The 17,530-nt window shown below is 70.7% G+C and carries 14 protein-coding genes and 1 pseudogene; 5 read left to right on the top strand and 10 right to left on the bottom strand.

Annotation, left to right across the window (positions count from 1 at the left end):
• Window positions 1-59: 59 nt before the first annotated feature.
• The 5 genes from E2C04_RS17640 to E2C04_RS04745 all read right to left on the bottom strand — a co-directional run bounded on the left by E2C04_RS17640 (window position 60) and on the right by E2C04_RS04745 (window position 5,072).
• A complete protein-coding gene (locus E2C04_RS17640; RefSeq protein ID WP_158630598.1) occupies window positions 60-266 on the bottom strand; it encodes a helix-turn-helix domain-containing protein in 207 nt (68 codons plus the stop codon).
• Between the two features lie 206 nt (window positions 267-472).
• The gene (locus tag E2C04_RS04760; protein WP_158630597.1) at window positions 473-2,125 is read right to left on the bottom strand and encodes a recombinase family protein; all 1,653 of its coding nucleotides are present in this window, start codon (window positions 2,123-2,125) and stop codon (window positions 473-475) included.
• A gap of 46 nt (window positions 2,126-2,171) precedes the next feature.
• The gene (locus E2C04_RS04755) at window positions 2,172-2,861 is read right to left on the bottom strand and encodes a type II secretion system F family protein (protein WP_135831749.1); all 690 of its coding nucleotides are present in this window, start codon (window positions 2,859-2,861) and stop codon (window positions 2,172-2,174) included.
• Window positions 2,861-4,138: a TadA family conjugal transfer-associated ATPase gene (locus E2C04_RS04750; RefSeq protein WP_135831748.1), complete on the bottom strand. Its 1,278-nt coding sequence runs from the start codon at window positions 4,136-4,138 to the stop codon at window positions 2,861-2,863. Before E2C04_RS04750 ends, E2C04_RS04755 begins: the two co-directional genes overlap by 1 nt.
• Before the next feature lie 238 nt (window positions 4,139-4,376).
• On the bottom strand, window positions 4,377-5,072 hold the full coding sequence (locus E2C04_RS04745; protein WP_135831747.1) for a response regulator transcription factor: 696 nt from the start codon (window positions 5,070-5,072) through the stop codon (window positions 4,377-4,379).
• Between the two features lie 425 nt (window positions 5,073-5,497).
• On the opposite strand from E2C04_RS04745, the gene E2C04_RS04740 reads away from it, so the two are divergent.
• Genes E2C04_RS04740 through E2C04_RS04730 form a run of 3 tightly spaced genes read left to right on the top strand, consistent with a single transcriptional unit; the run spans window position 5,498 to window position 7,198 of the window.
• A complete protein-coding gene (locus E2C04_RS04740; protein WP_238694424.1) occupies window positions 5,498-6,151 on the top strand; it encodes a LuxR C-terminal-related transcriptional regulator in 654 nt (217 codons plus the stop codon).
• Window positions 6,152-6,191: 40 nt separating this feature from the next.
• Entirely contained in the window at window positions 6,192-6,647 is a 456-nt protein-coding gene (locus E2C04_RS04735; protein WP_135831745.1) for a glycosyltransferase family protein, read from the top strand.
• A gap of 2 nt (window positions 6,648-6,649) precedes the next feature.
• Window positions 6,650-7,198, top strand: a complete 549-nt coding sequence (locus tag E2C04_RS04730) for a glycosyltransferase (RefSeq protein WP_158630596.1) — start codon at window positions 6,650-6,652, stop codon at window positions 7,196-7,198.
• A gap of 19 nt (window positions 7,199-7,217) precedes the next feature.
• Here the strand turns inward: E2C04_RS04730 and ligD (E2C04_RS21240) are convergent.
• A pseudogene (gene ligD, locus E2C04_RS21240) lies at window positions 7,218-8,149 on the bottom strand (non-homologous end-joining DNA ligase).
• Complete coding sequence (gene ligD, locus E2C04_RS04720) at window positions 8,142-9,083, bottom strand: non-homologous end-joining DNA ligase (RefSeq protein ID WP_135831744.1); 942 nt, start codon at window positions 9,081-9,083, stop codon at window positions 8,142-8,144. Before ligD (E2C04_RS04720) ends, ligD (E2C04_RS21240) begins: the two are co-directional and overlap by 8 nt.
• 104 nt (window positions 9,084-9,187) lie before the next feature.
• Here ligD (E2C04_RS04720) and ku point away from each other — a divergent pair, with 104 nt between their 5' ends.
• Complete coding sequence (gene ku, locus E2C04_RS04715; protein WP_135831743.1) at window positions 9,188-10,177, top strand: non-homologous end joining protein Ku; 990 nt, start codon at window positions 9,188-9,190, stop codon at window positions 10,175-10,177.
• 12 nt (window positions 10,178-10,189) lie between these two features.
• Here ku and E2C04_RS04710 read toward each other — a convergent pair whose 3' ends face one another.
• The gene (locus E2C04_RS04710) at window positions 10,190-15,049 is read right to left on the bottom strand and encodes an NAD-glutamate dehydrogenase (RefSeq protein WP_135831742.1); all 4,860 of its coding nucleotides are present in this window, start codon (window positions 15,047-15,049) and stop codon (window positions 10,190-10,192) included.
• A 70-nt stretch (window positions 15,050-15,119) separates the two neighbouring features.
• Between E2C04_RS04710 and E2C04_RS04705 the strand changes: the two genes are divergently transcribed.
• Window positions 15,120-15,599, top strand: a complete 480-nt coding sequence (locus E2C04_RS04705) for a DUF2505 domain-containing protein (RefSeq protein WP_135831741.1) — start codon at window positions 15,120-15,122, stop codon at window positions 15,597-15,599.
• Window positions 15,600-15,625: 26 nt separating this feature from the next.
• Here the strand turns inward: E2C04_RS04705 and E2C04_RS04700 are convergent, their stop codons facing one another.
• Both E2C04_RS04700 and E2C04_RS04695 read right to left on the bottom strand, forming a co-directional pair.
• On the bottom strand, window positions 15,626-15,985 hold the full coding sequence (locus tag E2C04_RS04700; protein ID WP_135831740.1) for a DUF6912 family protein: 360 nt from the start codon (window positions 15,983-15,985) through the stop codon (window positions 15,626-15,628).
• Window positions 15,982-17,475, bottom strand: coding sequence for a WS/DGAT/MGAT family O-acyltransferase (locus E2C04_RS04695; protein WP_135831739.1), 1,494 nt, complete (start codon window positions 17,473-17,475; stop codon window positions 15,982-15,984). Before E2C04_RS04695 ends, E2C04_RS04700 begins: the two co-directional genes overlap by 4 nt.
• Window positions 17,476-17,530 lie beyond the last annotated feature (55 nt).

The following is a 17,530-nucleotide window of genomic DNA, read 5'->3' as shown; positions in this document are numbered from 1 at the left end:
GGCGAACCCGTTCAGGACGGCGACCGCGTACAGCGTGGTCGCCGTCTTCTTTGCGGGGCTCATCGCTTGACCCCGCGGTAGTAGGAAGCATTGAGCGCTTCCTGGCTGAACAACCGATCAGCAGGCAGTGCGAGCGCATCGCACGCGGCGTCGATGTATGCCTGTGACGGGATGATGTGACCCCGGTTAACCTTGCTCACGTGCAGACGGTTGATCCCGATCTGGTCAGCGAACTCGGAACCAGGGACGCCGCGCTCGAACAGCACGACTCGAATGGGCTGAGGACCGTACTTGGTCTCTCCTCTTGCGTTAGGCACCCTTGTGCCTCCTAGCCAGACCACGTGCCGACAGTTTCAACGTCTTACGTCGTTACGTCGGCCTCGTCACTCACCCGGTCTGATCAGGTGGCTCGTCTGGCTGTACCGCTAGGGCCAAGGTCAACTATAACCGACTTGGTAGCTACTGACCTTGGTCACGCAGACGCAGCCTCGTGCGCCGAAGCAAAGAGGGCGTCAACCTGCTCGACGGTGATCGTGGGGCCGGGAGCCTCAACGGACTCAGCGACTCGGCGCGCCAGTTCATCGAGGATGCCGAGGTTGCGTGCGCGCATCGAGTGGGACGTGCACAGACCCTTGGTGCGCTCCCGCTTTCCGCAGCCGTCGATCTTGCAGCGGCCGTGCATCGCCGACCGAGCCAACGTCACCGGCTCCCCGATCACGGGCAGGATCGTCAACGCGTCCTTGCCGACCTCGACGCGAGCCAGCACGCCGCGCAAGGCGGCTCGTCCGTCAGCGTTCCACTTCCCATCGGTGGCGCAGCCGCGCAGCAGGGTCGTGTCTGCCTCCGGTGCTTCCAGCGATGCAGCTGCTTCCTTCACCGCTCGCTCAGCGTCGCGGAGGCGGGCGGTCAGCCGGTCCTTGGTGCGTCGATACACGGCGGGCTCAATGTCCTGTAGAAGCCTCGACTCTTCGAGGTCGGCCAGACCGTCGATGATCTTGTCGCGACCCGCGACAGCCGCCCCGAACACGTCTGCGGCGGTATCGGCGGTTGCCCGTCGCTCGCCTTTGGACAGCGCGTCAAGTTGGTCAAGGTGACCACCGAGCCAGAGTCCTACAGCGTCCTCGACGTACGCACGGAGGATCGTCACCCCCGCGCACGAGTCCGGGTTGCTGCGGCGGTTGCTGCACATGACGGAGGACTTGCCGTCCGGTCGCTTGAAGGAGTCCACGTAGGTTGGCCCGCCGCAACGGCCGCACTTCACCACCCCAGCCAGCCACCACCGTTCGCCAGCACCTGACGCTTTCTTGCCGAACTCGGCACGCCGCTCCCGCTCGGCACGATAGGCGAGCCACGCCGTCTCCGAGATGATCGGATCGTGTGCGCCGCGCAGATCGCGCAGGTCGTCCTCACGACTGATGAACCCCGCTGCGAAGCCGTTGTCCATGAAGCGGTTGAGGGTCCGGACGCTCCACGGGTTCTCGGTGCCAGCAACACGCCAGCCTGCATCGTTTAGCCACTTCACCAACTGCGTGAAGCCATCGCCTCGCGTGTACCGCCGGTACAACTCCCGCACGGCGTCGGCCTCGGCATCGTGGACCACGAATGCCCGCTCGTCGCCGTCCCAGCGGTAGCCGAAGCGCGGTGACCTGGACTTGGGCAAGCCCGCGTCGATCCGCTTCTGATGGGCGTTCCGCCAGTTCTCCCCGACCCGTTTCGAGTAGGCAACGTCGAACAGCGTGTGGATGCCGTACGTGACGTATCCGGCGTACGTGCTGCGGTCAATCCGGCCACCGTCTGCAACCGCGTGCCACTCGACCTTGAGGAAATCGAGCAGGTCGAGAATCTCGGCACGCTGCCGTTCCTCACGACTTAGGCGGCTGGTCCACAGCGTGACGATGACGTCGGCGTCACCTGCCTCGATGAGGGAGAGCGCCGAGTCGAGGCCAGGTCGCTTCGTCCGATCGAGCAGGCCGGACCTACCGTCGTCGGTGAACTCGCCAACCACCTGCCAACCGCGCTCGGTCGCATAGGCGCGACCGCGCGTCAACTGGTCGCCGACTGAGGCAGACTGCTCTTCGGTGCGGTCCTGCTTGTTGGACTTTCGGGCGTAGAGGACCGCCCGCATCTGTCGATCCGTCATAGGTCTCGATTGTATCCGAGCAGGACCAATCTTATTGGACACGGATTGCGAGCCGGGCACCGTTGACGGTCCACGCCTGGCGCGCCTCGAGCTCGGACCGGGTCCGCGCCTCCTCGCGCAGGTAGTGCGAGAGGTTGCGCAGGAGTCGACCGAGGTCGCCGCCACCGACCTCACGGGCCACCCTCAGGCCCTCGACCATGCGGTCACCGACCGGGTCGGCGAGGCGCTCCTTCAGCCGGTCGAGCGACTCCCCGAAGCGCCCGCTCACGTGGTAGTCGATCCCGAACTGGGCGAAGGCGTCGCGCAGGGGCGGCGGGCCGCTGCGCGACAGGCTGATCAGGGCGTCGGGCAGTGACAGGCCGGCGCGGACGGCGGAGGCGAGGTTGTCGACGGCCTCCGGCCAGACCTGGGCGAACTCCTGCTGCCGGACGCGCGCCCGTCGCTGCACCGCCGCCATCGGGCCGGACGAGGCGATGAGTCCGAAGACCAGGGCGACGGGGAACGTCTCCGAGACGACCTGGACGACGAGGAAGGCGACCGCGCCCAGGGCGATCGAGAGCCCGGTGACGCTGCTGACCGAGACGTTGCCCATCCCCGCGCGGGCCAGGAGAGCTGCCGTACGACTGGGCGCGCCCTCCGTGCGTTCAGGGCGCGGCAACGCGAAAGACGCCCAGACCAGCAGGGCGCCCATCCCGAACCCGAGCCCGACCACCGCGCCCATCAGCCGACCCCGGCGGGGGCTCGCGCCACGTCGGGCGCCCCGTTGAGCAGGGCGTGCACGTCGACGCCGATGCGGCGGTAGCGCTCGGGCCGCGGCGGGATCCCACCCACCCAGACCAGCTGCTCGTCACGCCGCTCGAAGATCGGCTCGACCTCGATGATGTCGTCCTCGACCCGGCCCGGCACTGCGACGATCTCGGAGACCCGCCGCGTCCCGTGGGAGTCCAGCGACAGGTGCACCACCAGGTCGACGGCGCTGGCCACGGTCGGCACGACGAAGCGGGCGGAGATGTTCTCGCCGGCGAGGAGCGGCAGAGTACACATCTTCGTGAGCGCCTCGCGGGCGCTGTTGGCGTGCAGGGTGCACATCCCCGGGAGCCCCGAGTTGAGCGCCAGGAGCAGGTCGAGGCACTCCTCGGCCCGCACCTCACCCACCAGCACCCGGGAGGGACGCATGCGCAGCGCCTCCTTGACCAGCTCGCGGAGCTTGATCTCGCCGGTTCCCTCCAGGCCGGCCTGCCGGGTCTGCATCGGCACCCAGTCGGGGTGCGGGAACTTGAGCTCGAAGACCTCCTCGGCGCTGATCACCCGTTCCCCACCCGGGATCGCCGCCGCGAGGCAGTTCAGGAGGGTCGTCTTGCCGGCCTGCGTCCCGCCAGCCACCAGAACGTTGAGCCCGGCCCTCACCGACGCGCCGAGGAAGGCGGCCGCCTCCGGGGTCAGGCTGCCGAGCTCGACCAGCTCGGTGAGCCGCGCGGCCTGGAGGCGGAACTTGCGGATGTTGACCGCGGAGAAGCCACGGCTGATCCCCTCCAGCACGACGTGCAACCGGTGGCCCCCGGGCAGCATCGCGTCGACGAAGGGGCGGCTCAGGTCGAGGCGCCGACCGCTCGACTTCAGCATCCGCTCGACCAGCTCGTTGACCTGCCCCTTGTCGAGCAGCACGTCGGTCAGCTCATGACGTCCGTGGCGGGCCACGAAGACCCGGCTCGGGTCGTTGATCCAGATCTCCTCGACGTCGGGGTCGTCGAGCAGCACCTGCAGCGGGCCGAAGCCTGCGACCCCGGCGACCAGCTCGTCGACCACCGCGACCGGGTCCTCGACCGGGGCGCCGGCACCGCTGAGCGAGCGGTCGTCGTGGTCGCGCACGACCTGGCGGGCGAGGCGACGTACGACGTCGGACTCCCGCTGCGGGTCGACGCCCTCACGGCGTACGGCGTCACGCAACGCGGCGTCGAGGGCCCCGATGACGCCGCGCGAGGTGGCCGAAGTCGACATGGCGAGGTCCTGTCCCGAGTGGTCCTGATGGCCCTCGGGACGCTAACGAAATCAAAAGAGGCCCGCGTCGGCTGGACGGCGTATCTGTGGACAACTCGGCCTTGACGGAACGAAATACCCAGAATTGGGCGAATGAGGATCAAGATGCCGCAACAGCGCTCGTTCTGCCCGATTCGAGCCCGTGTCTAGACCGCAAGAACTTTTGCTTTTCGTGGCGCTCGCGGATCGCCGGAGGTGCTCAGACGCGGTCGAACTCCACGGCCTCCTGGTAGGCCGCGACGGCCGCCAATTGCGACTTCACGTTGAGCTTCTGCCGAATGGCGCGAACCTGGCTGCGCACGGTGCCCTCACTCACCCCGCCGGAGTCGGCGATGGTGGTGATCGACTGGCCCTCGTTGAGCATCCCGAGCACCTGCCACTCGCGCGGCGACAGCGCGGCGATCCGCTTGATCAGGTCGCGGCGCTCCGGGCCGAGGCGCTCCCACGCCTCGAGGGCCCGCTCGCGCACCTCCGGGCTCAACCCCTGGCCACCGCGCGCGACCGTGCGCACCGTCGCCGCGAGGGTGTCCAGGCCGTCGGTCATCGACACGATGCCCTGGCAGCCGGCCGCGATCAGGCCACCCCAGCGAGGCGGGTTGGAGGAGCCGGTGACGAGGATCCAGCGCAGCGGGATCGTCTCGACCACGGCCATCACGCCGCGCCACTGCGCGACGTCGTCGATCTCGGCCACCACGATGCCGACCTGGGCGCCCGCAGCGCTGACCTCACGTCGCGTCTCGAGCAGCTCCACCCGCGAGCGCGGGTAGGGGAAGTCAGTGACCTCGAGGTCCTGCGCCACCAGCGCCAGCACGATCGTCTCGCCGACGAGGTGCCCCTCGGCGAGCACGGCGACCCGCGGTCGCTCCCCCTTCTCGGGAGACCGGTCATGCACCATTCCTGCGCGCCCCTTGTCCTGTGCATGGGCACCGCCGCCACGGAGGCACCACCGCTACAGATTGGCACTCCGCAACCGGGCACGGGCTGGTGTCGGGCGAACTCTTACCAACACTTCACGCATTTACCCAGAATTGGTCATTTTGTCGATGAGACCAGTGGGCCCGGTCGCGCCTGACGGTCATATCCTCCCCGGAAGGAGACCCTCGCTCCAGCACACAACCGAAAGAATTCGCACAGGAGCACGCGCCGTCCCGGCGTATCGGAGGACAAGTTCGCCCCCACAATTGGGGGCTTCAGCACTAGCATGAGGGCGCTGACGCTCTGCTCCAGACCAATGAACGGCAGGTTCTGGAGCACCGGACACCGACCGGCGACAGCAGGATGCAGGAGGAATGGGGCATGAGGGGCGCATCACGCGTGTGTGTGATCGAGGATCACACCCTCTTCGCGGAGTCACTTCAGATCGCTCTGGAGCTCAAGGGGCACGAGGTCCGTCGGGTCCCGCTTCCTGACGACCTCCACAGCGCCACCACGCTGCTGCCGGCGGTGATGAAGCACCAGCCGCACGTCCTCCTCCTCGACCTCGACCTCGGCAACGCCGACGGCAGCCGCCTGATCGAGCCCGTCACCCGCGCCGGCACCGCCGTCGTGGTGCTGACCGGCTCCAACGACCGCGCGCGGTGGGGACACTGCGTACGCCTCGGCGCCCGCAAGGTGATGGAGAAGACCGCGCCGCTCAACGAGATCCTGGCGACCATCCGCCTCATCGGCGAGGGTCGCCCGGTCATGACGCTCGAGGAGCGCGAGGACCTCGTACGCCACTGGCAGGAGGAGCGCGCCCAGGTCGCCGACCTGCTCGACCGCCTCAACCGCCTCACCGCCCGTGAGGCCGAGGTGCTCGGCCAGCTGATGAACGGCCGCCAGGTGCGCCAGATCGCCGAGGCCTCCGTCGTCTCCGAGGCCACCGTGCGTACGCAGGTGAAGTCGATCCTGGCCAAGCTCGAGGTCAGCTCGCAGATCGGCGCCGTCGGCCTGGCCCACAACGCCGGCTGGATGCCGCCCGTCGCCAAGAACTGACCGCAGGGGCCGCGCGCCCACGTCACCGTCCGGGGGAAACGTGAAGGTCCTGCTGGTCTGCTCGTCCGGGGGTCACCTCACCCACCTCACCTGCCTGGAGCAGTGGTGGTCGGAGCACGACCGCCACTGGGTCACCTTCGACACCGAGGACGCGGTCAGCAAGCTGGAGGGCGAGCGGGTCACCTACGCCCACTCCCCCACCACGCGCAACGTGGTCAACCTCGTGCGCAACGCCCTGCTCGCCCTGCGCCTGCTGCGGCGCGAGCGCCCCGACGTCATCGTCTCCAGCGGCGCCGGAGCGGCGGTCCCGTTCTTCTGGCTGCGCCGGCTCGCCGGACCGCAGGCGCGTACCGTCTACCTCGAGGTGATCGACCGGGTGGACTCCCCCACCCTGACCGGCCGGCTCTGCCGCCCGGTCACCGACCTCTTCTGCGTGCAGTGGCCCGAGCAGCAGCGCTTCTACCCGGGCTCGGTGCTCGTCGGGAAGGTGTGGTGACCGTGGCCGCGCACCCGCAGGTCGCCGTGCTGCTCGGCACCGACCACCACCCCTACGACCGCCTGGTCGAGTGGGCGGCCACCCTCGCCGCCGAGGACGGCCAGCGGTGGTTCGTCCAGCACGGCTTCACCACGTGGCCCGACGACCGGCCCGCCAACCTCGACGGCAGCCGCATCCTCGGCATCCGCGAGCTCGGCGACCTGCTGACCCACGCCGACGTGGTCATCACCCACGGCGGCCCCGGGCTGATCATGGAGGCCGCGCGCCGCCGCCACCTCCCGCTGGTCTCCCCGCGCGACCCCGCCCTCGGTGAGCACGTCGACGGCCACCAGGTCGACTTCACCGCCCGGCTCGCCGAGGAGGGCACCATCCGCCTGGTCCGCACCCTCGACGAGCTGCGCGCTGCCGTCGCCGAGACCCGGCAGCAGGGCCGCCCGGAGCGCGGTCACGCCGGCACCCGCAGCGAGACCGTCGACCGCTTCGCGTCGCTGGTCGACGCCACCCTCGCCGCGCCGCGCGTGGGCCTCGTACGCCGCCTCCGCGGCCGCTGAGCGCCGGAGACAGGCAGCGTCAGTCGAGCTGGAGCAGGTCGCCGTGCTCGGCCACCCGGGCCAGCACCTCCTCGGCGGTGAACTGCTCGAAGGCCAACGGGTCGTCGGCGACCTGGGCCACCTCGTCCCAGGTCAACGGGGTCGCCACCGTCGGCCGCTCCCGCCCGCGCAGCGAGTAGGGCGACACCGTCGTCTTGGAGCCGGCATTCTGCGACCAGTCGAGGAAGACCTTGCCGCCGCGACGTGACTTCGTCATCGTCGCCGTGACCAGCTGGCCGTGGGAGGCCTGCAGCTCCTCGGCCACCTCCTTGGCGAAGGCCGTGACCACGTCGCTGTCGGGGACCTCGTCGTCGATCGTCACGCCGTCGAGGCCGGCGTACAGGTGCAGCCCTTGGAGCCACTCGTCACGGGGCAGCTCTCCAGCCCGCGCTCGCGCAACGCCTCCCGCACCAGCAGCGCGACCTGGGCACACTCGTGCAGCGTGGCCGGCTCACCCGGGTCGAGGTCGATGACCAACCGGTCCGGCGGCAGCGGCTGGTCGTGCTCGTCGACGCGCCACTGGTGCACGTGCAGCTCGAGGGCGGCCAGGTTGGCCAGCCAGGTCAGGGTCGCGACGTCGTCGACGATCGGGAAGCGCAACGTGCCGCTGCCGGCGCCGGTGCGCGAGCCGGTCGTCGGCACCTCGGCGGTGTGCACCCACGACGGCGTGCCGCCGGGCACGTTCTTCTCGAAGAAGCTGCCGTCGGCGACCCCGTGCGGCCACCGGATCCGGGTGACGCAGCGCCCGGCCAGGTGCGGCAGCAGCACCGGCGCGATGGCGGCGTAGTAGTGGAGCACCTCGCCCTTGGTGGTGCCGGTGCGCGGGTAGAGCACCTTGTCGAGGCTGCTGATCGTGAGGCGGCGCCCGTCGACCTCGACCTGCACCTCGGCCTTGTCGTACTTCTCAGGCATCGTCGGCCTCCCGCGACTGGCTCCGCAGGTCGTCCGGGGACAGGTCGACGCGCACCCCGCGGAAGGAGGGCTGCCGCAGCCGCCCGCCGGAGGAGAAGCCCAGCGACTCGACGTCGACCACCACCTCGGGCCGCACCCACTGCGTGCCGAGCCGGTCGGGGCGAGGCACCTCGTCGTCGAACGGGTTGGCGTCGACGGCGTACGCCTCCAGCGTCTCCTTGAGCGCGACGCCGACGCGACCGGTGATCCCCGACCCCACACGCCCGCGGTAGAGGAACCCCGCCTCGGTCGGCTCCCCCACCAGCACCGCCCCGATCCGCGACGTCGACCCGGTCTCGAAGCGCCAGCCACCGACCACCCACGAGGTGCGCGCGCGGTGGGCGAACTTCAGCCAGCTGCGGCTGCGGACCCCCTCCTCGTAGCGCGAGGCGAGCCGCTTGGAGACGATCCCCTCCAGCGACTGCGCCCGGGTGGCCTCCAGCAGCATCTGCCCGTCGTCGTACGTCGGTGGCACCTGCACCTGGTCGTCGCCCAGGTGCAACGACTCGAGCAGCTCGCGACGCACCGACAGCGGCTCACGCCGCAGGTCGCGCTCACCCAGGCGCAGGACGTCGAAGGCGAGCAGGGTCGCCGGCACCGCCTCGGCGCCGCGCAGCGCCCCGCGCCCACGGCGCTGGAACCGGGTGGCCAGGGCGCCGAAGTCGGGGCGTCCGTCGGTGAAGGCGACCACCTCGCCGTCGAGCACCAGGTCAGGCACCTCGAGCGTGGCCAGCTCGGGGAAGGCGCCGGTCACGTCGTTGCCGTTGCGGCTGGTCAGACGGGTGCGGCCGGCGGCCACCTCGACGATCACGCGCATCCCGTCCCACTTCACCTCGTGGATCCAGTCGTCGCCGACGGGCACGTGGTCTCCGCGGGTGGCGAGCATCGGGCGCATGTCGCCCATCCTCCCCGATGGGCCCAGTGGGTGATACTGGCCTTCTCACTGTCGAGTCACTGTCGAGGGAACACCCGGGCGACCCGGGTGCACGGAGGATCGTCATGCGTGCCATCTGGAAGGGCTCGGTCTCGTTCGGCCTGGTCAACGTGCCGGTCAAGCTCTACTCGGCGACCGAGTCGCACGACGTCTCCTTCCGGCAGGTGCACGAGGCTGACGGCGGACGCATCAAGTACCAGCGGATCTGCTCGATCGACGGCGAGGAGGTCCCCTACTCCCAGATCGCCAAGGGCTACGAGACCGAGGACGGCGAGATGGTCATCCTCACCGACGACGACTTCAAGGACCTCCCGCTCACCTCCTCGCGCGAGATCTCCGTGGAGAAGTTCGTGCCGAGCGACCAGATCGACCCGATGCTCTTCGAGAAGTCCTACTACCTCGAGCCCGACGCCAGCGGCGCCAAGGCGTACGCCCTGCTCCGCGAGGCGCTGGTCGAGTCGGACCGGATGGCCGTGGTCACCGTCGCGCTGCGCCAGCGCACGTCGGTGGCCGTGCTGCGGGTGCGCCCCACCGACAACGGTGACGTGATCGTGCTCCAGACGATGATGTGGCCCGACGAGATCCGGGTGCCGGACTTCTCCGTCGAGCTGGGCGAGGTCAAGGACTCCGAGGTCAAGATGGCCCAGATGCTCGTCGAGACGCTGGCCGGCGACTTCGACGCCACCGAGTTCGAGGACGACTACGCCGACGCCGTCGAGGCCCTGGTCAAGGCCAAGATCGAGGGCGGCGAGGTCAAGCGCACCGAGACCAGCACGAAGAGCTCCGGCGAGGTCGTCGACCTGCTGGCGGCCCTGCAGAAGTCGGTCGCCGCGGCCAAGCAGGCACGCGGCGAGGAGGTGCCGGAGGAGGCCAGCACCCCCGAGAAGGCAGCGAAGAAGTCGACGGCCAGGAAGACGACGGCCAAGACGGCCAAGACCGCGACCAAGAAGACGGCGGCGAAGAAGACGACCGCCGAGAAGGCCGCCTCCAAGTCCACGGCCAAGAAGACCGCGTCCAAGGCCACCGCGAAGAAGCAGGTCAAGAAGGCGAGCTGAGCCCGCCTCCCCTCAGCCGTTGTCCAGGAGGCTGCGCACCACGCGCAGCCCCACCGACATCCGGGCCAGGTCGGGCTCCTCCTCGCCGATGATCTCCTTCAGGGTGGCGACAGCCGTCTCCACCCGCTCCCCGCGCTGCTCCTCCCAGGTCGCGACGCGAGCCTCCGCGGACGCCTCGCCCGCCTCGGCACTCGCGGCCAGCACCTCGCTGGTCAGGCGCGCGTGCACGGCGTACAGGTCGTCGCGCAGCGCCGCACGCGCCATCGCCTGCCACCGGTCGCCGCGCGGCAGCGCCACGACGGCCCGCACCAGCACCGGCAGCCCCAACCGCTCCCCCAGCGCGTAGTGGGCGCGCGCGACCGTCTCGGGGTCGACGCCGTCGCGGCGCGCGGTGGCCACGACGCCGAGCAACGCGTACGCCGCGGGCAGGACCGCGACGCGCGTGGCCAGCTCAGGGTCGACGCCGGCCGACGTCAACGTCGCGCGCCGCTCCTCGAACGTGGTCCGCTCGTGGCCCTCGAGGATCTCCGGCAGCGCCGCCATCAGCCGCTGCACCGGGACGCTCAGGGCGTCGACGACCTCCTCGCTGTCGATCGGCGGGTCGTAGTGGTTGACCAGCCAGCGTGAGGTGCGCTCGACCAGCGTGCGCATCTCGATCCGCATCCGGGTCTGCACCGTCGCGGGCAGCACGTTGTCGAGCGCGTCGACGTCGGCCCGCAGCGCCGCGGAGCCGAAGATCTCGCGGGCGACGAAGTTGGCGCGGGTCAGCTCGGCCGCCGACTGCCCGGTCTCCGATGCCAGCCGCATCCAGTAGGTCAGGCCCGCCCCGTTGACCAGCTCGTTGACCACCTGGGTCGTGACGATCTCGCGCCGCAGCGGGTGCTCCATCATCTGGGCGCGGTAGTCCTGGCGCATCGCGGAGGGGAAGTAGCCGATCAGGTCGCCGCGCAGGTAGGGGTCGTCGGGGATGTCGGAGGCGAGCAGCTCGTCGGCCAGGACGATCTTGGTCCACGACAGCAGCACCGCGAGCTCCGGACCGGTCAACCCCTCGCCGGCCTCCAGGCGCCGCTTCACCTCCTTCGACGACGGCAGCCCCTCGAGCTCCCGGTTGAGCACGCCCTGGGAGGTGAGCGCCCGCATCCAGTCCTCGTGCACGTGCAGCATCTCGGGGGCGGTCGCGACCGCGTTGGAGAGCGCCAGGTTCTGCTCGTAGTTGTCGCGCAGCACCAGCGCGCCGACCTCGTCGGTCATCGAGGCGAGCAGGGTGTTGCGGTGGTCGGCGTCCAGGGCGCCCGTGGCGACGACGCGGTCGAGCAGGATCTTGATGTTGACCTCGTGGTCGGAGGTGTCCACGCCGGCCGAGTTGTCGATGAAGTCGGTGTTGATCGCACCACCGGTCTCCCGGGCGTACTCGATGCGCCCGGCCTGGGTGAAGCCGAGGTTGCCGCCCTCACCCACGCAGGCTGCGCGCAGGTCGCGCCCGTCGACGCGCAACGCGTCGTTGCTCTTGTCACCGACGTCGGCGTGCGACTCGGTCGACGCCTTCACGTAGGTGCCGACGCCGCCGTTCCACAGCAGGTCGACCGGAGCGGTGAGCACGGCCCGGATCAGGTCGGTCGGCGCGAGCGAGGTGACGCCCTCGTCCAGGCCGAGCACCTCGCGCATCTGGGGGGTGACCGGCACCGACTTCGCGGAGCGGCTGAAGACCCCGCCACCCTCGGAGATCAGCGACCGGTCGTAGTCCTGCCAGCTGGAGCGCGGGAGCTCGAAGAGGCGGCGACGCTCGGCGTACGAGGTCGCGGCGTCGGGGTGCGGGTCGACGAAGATGTCGCGGTGGTCGAAGGCCGCCACCAGCCGGGTGGTCTCGGAGCAGAGCAGTCCGTTGCCGAAGACGTCGCCGGACATGTCGCCGATGCCGACGCAGGTGAACTCCTGGGTCTGGCAGTCGATGCCGCGCTCGCGGAAGTGCCGCTGCACCGAGACCCACGCGCCGCGGGCGGTGATGCCCATCGCCTTGTGGTCGTAGCCCACCGAGCCGCCGGAGGCGAAGGCGTCGCCGAGCCAGAAGCCGCGCTCGACGGCGAGCTCGTTGGCGATGTCGGAGAAGGTCGCGGTGCCCTTGTCGGCCGCCACCACCAGGTAGTAGTCGTCACCGTCGTGGCGCACCACGCCCTCGGGCGGCACGACCTCGCCCTCGACCAGGTTGTCGGTGACGTCGAGCAGGCCCCGGATGAAGGTGCGGTAGCTCTCCTTGCCCTCCGCCAGCCACGCCTCACGGTCGGACATGTCGGGCAGCTGCTTGGCGTAGAAGCCGCCCTTCGCGCCGACCGGCACGATCACGGTGTTCTTGACCATCTGTGCCTTGACCAGGCCGAGGACCTCGGTGCGGAAGTCGTCGCGCCGGTCCGACCAGCGCAGGCCGCCGCGGGCCACCGAGCCGAAGCGCAGGTGGACGCCCTCGACGCGCGGCGAGTGCACGAAAATCTCGTACGCCGGGCGCGGCTCCGGCAGGCCGGGGATCCGCGCGGGGTCGAGCTTGAGCGCCAGGTGGGGCCGGGGCTCGCCGTGCTCGTCGACCCGGAACGCGTTGGTGCGCAGCGTCGCCCGCAGGTGGGTCAGGTAGGAGCGCAGGATGCGGTCGTGGTCGAGGCTGACGACGGCGTCGAGCGCCTCGGCGAGGCGCTGCTCGACCTCCTCCTGCCGGGTGTCGCGCTCCTCGGCCGTCCAGTCGTGCTCCGGGTCGAAACGGACCTCGAAGAGCTCCACCAGCATCCGGGTGATCTCGACGTTGGCGCGCAGCGCGTCGATGATCGAAGCCTGCCCGAAGGGGCTGTTGCCCTGCCGCATGTACTTCGCGTACGCCCGCAGCCACCCGACCTGGCGCCAGCTCAGGCCGGCGTCGAGCACCAGGCCGTTGAGGCCGTCGACCTCGTTGTGGCCGCGCCACGTCGCGAGCAGCGCCTCGACCACCAGGTCGGGGTCGGAGTAGGGCAACGGGCCGGGGTGGCGCAGGCCGAACTCGTAGACGTACGTCGTCGCGCCCAGCCCCTCGAGACGGTGCGGTCGCTCGTCGACGACCTCCACGCCGAGCGAGGAGATCAGCGGCAGCACGTGGGAGAGCGAGATCGCCTCGCCGACCCGGTAGACCTTGAGCTGCGCGCGACGCTCCGGGCTGCTCTCGTCGACCGGCTCCTCGACCAGGGAGAGGTCGAAGCCGTTGACCGGGTGACCCTCCCCACCCCGCTCCGCCGCGGGCGGCGTGATCGCGCGGAGGCGCTCCATGTCGGCCACCGCCTCGGTGGCGCTGAAACGCTCCTTGTAGCCCTCGGGGAACGACTCCGCCCAGGTGCGCAGCTCTCGCGCGTCCTCGTCAGGCCCGGTCGCCTCGACCACGAAGTCGTCGCGCCACGAGCGCGACGCCTGGGCGAGCTTCTCCTCGATGACGGCGGCGTCGAACTGGCCGATCCGCTTCCCGGCGGGCGGGTGCAGGACGAAGTGGACCCGCGCCGTCGGCGACTCGTCGACGCGCGCGGAGAACTCCACCTCCTCGCCGCCCAGCTCGGTGCGCAGGATCTCGGCGAATCGCTCCCGCACGACAGTGCTGTAGCGGTCGCGCGGCAGGTGCACGAGGATCGAGACGAAGCGACCGAAGGGGTCGCGGCGCCCGAAGGCCGCCAACCGGCGCCGCTGACCGGCGTACAGGAGGCTGCGCACGACCGGCACGAGGTCGTCGACGCTGGTGTGGAAGAGCTCGTCGCGCGGGTAGTTCTCGAGGATGTCGATGACCTCCTTGCCCGCGTGGGAGTGGGCGTCGAAGCCCACCCGCGCGAGCACGGCGGCGGCCCGCTCGCGCACCACCGGGATCCGCAGGATCGACTCGGTGTAGGCGCCCGAGGAGAGCAGGCCGAGGAAGCGGTGCTCGCCGGCGACCGAGCCGTCCTCGGCGAAGAGCCGCACCCCGACGTAGTCGAGGTAGGCACGGCGGTGGACGGTGGCGCGCGAGTTGGCCTTGGTGAGCACCAGCGGCGTACGCATGCGGGCGGCACGCTCGCCGGCCTCGCTGAGCGCCGGCGGCTCGACGGAGAGGTCCGGGTCGTCGCGCAGGATGCCCAGGCCCGAGCCGGGCACCGGACGCAGGAAGAGCTCCTCGCCCTTCTCCCCCTCGCGGGTCTCGAGGCGGTACTCGCGGCAGCCCAGGAAGGTGAAGTGGTCGTCGGCCAGCCACTCCAGCAGGGCCCGGGCGGCGGCGACCTCGTCGCGGGGCACGTCGGCCGGGACGTCGTCCAGCCCCTCGGCCAGGGAGCGGACATGGGACCGCATGCGCGGCCAGTCCTCGACGGCCTCACGCACGTCGCGCAGCACCCGGTCGAGCCCCTCGGCCAGGACGGCGGCGTCGTCCTCGTCGGCGACCCGGTCGACCTCGACCCTGATCCACGACTCGTTGCGGGCCTTCTCGCGGTCAGGCACGGCGTCGTCGACCGGCGCGATGTCCAGCAGCGTGCCGACGGCGTCCCGTCGCACCGACCAGCGCGGGTGGACGACCAGGTGGATCGGGCGGTGCTGGCGCACCAGCTCCATCGTGACCGAGTCGACCAGGAAGGGCATGTCGTCGGTGACCACCTCGACCACCGTGCGGTCGCCGACCTCGCTCACCCTGAGGTTGGCTCGGCCCTCCGGCCGCACCCGCGCCAGGTCGTGGTGGCTGACCACCACGTCGACGAGCTCGTCCTCGCGCGCCACGACGTCCTCCGGGGCGACGTGGCGGAAGTAGGCCTCCACCAACGCCCCGTCAGGAAGCGGCCCTCGCCGCGCCCTGTCGGCCGCGTGCGAGAGCACCGTCGTCTTCTCTGCCTCCGTGCTGCTGATCGACACGCCCTCGACCCTAGGTGGCGCCTCTGGACGCGGCAACACCCGGCCCCGGGCGAGGCGTCATGATGGCCCCATGACGAAGCGACTCCAGCACGAGCTGACCTACGACGCGCCGCTGGCCGAGGTGGCTGCCATGCTGCGCGACCCCGCCTTCCGCGAGAAGGTCTGCGAGCGCCAGCGCGTCATCAGCCACGACGTCACCGTGACCGCCGACGGCGACGCCGCCGACGTCACGGTCGAGCGGGTCCAGGCCGTCACCGGCGTGCCCGCGGTGGCCGCGAAGGTCGTCGGCGACCAGATCACGATCGTCCACCGCGAGGCATGGCGCGACCTCACCGCGGGCGACTACACCGTCGGCATCCCCGGCAAGCCCGGCCAGATCAGCGGCACGGTCTCGCTGCGCGAGGCCGGTGGCCGGACCGTCGAGACCGTCGACCTCGAGGTCACCGTCTCGATCCCGCTGGTCGGCGGCAAGCTCGAGGGCGTCGTCGTCGACCTGCTCAAGGCGGCGCTGCGCACCGAGCACGAGGTCGGCGTCAAGCACCTGGCCTGAGCGACGGCCGGGCCCGGCTCCGCACCTCAGAGCAGGTGCTGGAGCTCCTCCGGGACGAACCACGCCAGGTCGTCGTCGGGGTCCGCGTTCGCGGCGCGGTCGTCGGTGTCGAGGTGCACCGACGCGACGTCGCCGAGCCCGACCGGGGCGTCGGGCGAGGCGACCTCGGCGACCACGACCACGCGCCGTCGTCCCGCCTCCCCGAGGGTCTCGTAGAGGGCGGTGGAGGCGTCGGCGGCGGTCATCAGCGCCGCGTACTCCTCGTCCTCGGAGTCACCCTCGGCCACCACCGGCTCGGCGCCGGCGACCGCGCGCCAGTCATCGTCGCCGCCGACGAGGGCGGCCAGGCCGGCACGGGTGGTGGGCAGGTAGACCCGGACGCTCACTTCTTCTCCCGGCTCTGGGCAGGCTTCTGGGCAGGCTTCCGGCCGGCCGGCTCGGACTTCTTGACCGCCTTCTTCTTGCGGCCGCGCGGCGCCCGGGGCCGTACGTCCGTGGCGGTGTCCTTGAGCTCCTCCAGCGTCTCCAGCAGGCACTGGCCCAGGACGTCGGCGTCGGGCACGAGGTCACGGTCGGCGGTGATGCCGTAGAAGACCTGGCCGTCGTAGGACGTCACCCCGATCGCCAGGGCGTGGCCCGGCAGCAGCGGGTGGATCGGGTAGGTCTCCAGCATCTGCGCGCCCGCAGCGTAGAGCGGGAACTGCGGCCCCGGCACGTTGGTCACCGAGACGTGGAAGCCCCGACGCAGCTCACGGGCCGCGACCCGCGACCCGAGCGCGTGGAAGGTCGTCGGGGCGAAGCCGGCGATGCCGGTCAGCCGCTGGGCGCTGACCGCACGGCCGGTCTCGCGGTGGCCGTTGAAGCTGTAGCTCACCTGGAGCAGGCGGACCACGGGGCTGACCTCACCGATCGGCAGGTTGACCTCGTGGCCGATCACCTGGGTGCCGAGCGAGGTGGCCTCGAGCTCGTCGTCGATGACCGACATCGGCACGACGGCCTTCAGCTTCTTGATCCCGTAGAGCGCCTCGTCGCGGGTCATCAGCCAGCCGCGCAGGGCACCGGTGACGGTGGCCAGGACGACGTCGTTGACGGTCGTCTGGTGCACCCGACGGATCGTGCGGTAGTCAGCCAGGTCGGTGGCCACGGTAACGATGCGGCGCTGCTGGGAGAGCTCGCCGTTGACCGGCGAGACCGCCGCAGGGCGCGACGAGAAGACTCCGGCCACCTGGCCGACCCGGGTCGCCACCGACTCCGCGCGCCGACCGACGGCGCCGGCTCCGCTGCGTACGGTCTGGAGGAGGGTGCGGGGTGACTCGAGGTTGTCGGCGACCGCACCCAGCACCAGGGCCGCAGGCGTCGGCGTACGCCGTGGGCGCCACTCCTCGTCAAGGCCGAGCGGCCCTTGGTCGGGGTCGACGTCCATGACGACCTGGCCGAGGTCGACGGTCTCGACGCCGTCGACGAGGATCTGGTGCGACTTCGACAGCATCGCGACGCGCCCCTCCTCGAGGCCCTCGATCACGTAGACCTCCCAGAGCGGGCGGCTGCGGTCGAGGGGACGCGAGACGATGCGGGCGGTCAGCTCACGCAGCTGGTCCATGGTGCCGGGACGCGGCAGCGCGGAGCGACGCACGTGGTAGGTCAGGTCGAACTCGGTGTCGTCGACCCACAGCGGGTTGGCGAGCTGCCCGGGCACGTACTGCAGGCGCTGGCGGTAGCGGGGCACGTAGGAGATCCGATCCTGGACCAGCTCGAGGGCCCGGGCGTGGTCGAGGGTGCCGCTCTCGAAGACCTCGAGGGTCGCGTTGTGCATGGGGGTCGAGGGCGAATCCGTGGCCAGGAAGGCCAGGTCCCGCGGCCGGAGCCGCTCCGTCATGTCTGCCCTTCCGTCCATCTGCTTGCCTGCACATGGGATTCTGGCAGAAAGATCC

This window comes from Nocardioides daphniae (assembly GCF_004777465.1).
In the GTDB taxonomy this organism is placed as follows: Bacteria; Actinomycetota; Actinomycetes; order Propionibacteriales; family Nocardioidaceae; genus Nocardioides; species Nocardioides daphniae.
The sequence above is the reverse complement of the archived record's forward strand: the minus strand, read 5'-3'. Positions and strand labels throughout refer to the sequence as shown.

What these genes read in the sequence shown, in the direction of transcription:
- E2C04_RS04760 (WP_158630597.1), bottom strand. Translation starts at nt 2,125, where the DNA reads ATGCGGGCGGTCCTCTACGCCCGAAAGTCCAACAAGCAGGACCGCACC.
- ligD (WP_135831744.1), bottom strand. Translation starts at nt 9,083, where the DNA reads ATGCGCCCGATGCTCGCCACCCGCGGAGACCACGTGCCCGTCGGCGAC.
- E2C04_RS04745 (WP_135831747.1), bottom strand. Translation starts at nt 5,072, where the DNA reads ATGGTGCATGACCGGTCTCCCGAGAAGGGGGAGCGACCGCGGGTCGCC.
- E2C04_RS04750 (WP_135831748.1), bottom strand. Translation starts at nt 4,138, where the DNA reads ATGTCGACTTCGGCCACCTCGCGCGGCGTCATCGGGGCCCTCGACGCC.
- E2C04_RS04695 (WP_135831739.1), bottom strand. Translation starts at nt 17,475, where the DNA reads ATGACGGAGCGGCTCCGGCCGCGGGACCTGGCCTTCCTGGCCACGGAT.
- E2C04_RS04755 (WP_135831749.1), bottom strand. Translation starts at nt 2,861, where the DNA reads ATGGGCGCGGTGGTCGGGCTCGGGTTCGGGATGGGCGCCCTGCTGGTC.
- ku (WP_135831743.1), top strand. Translation starts at nt 9,188, where the DNA reads ATGCGTGCCATCTGGAAGGGCTCGGTCTCGTTCGGCCTGGTCAACGTG.
- E2C04_RS04705 (WP_135831741.1), top strand. Translation starts at nt 15,120, where the DNA reads ATGACGAAGCGACTCCAGCACGAGCTGACCTACGACGCGCCGCTGGCC.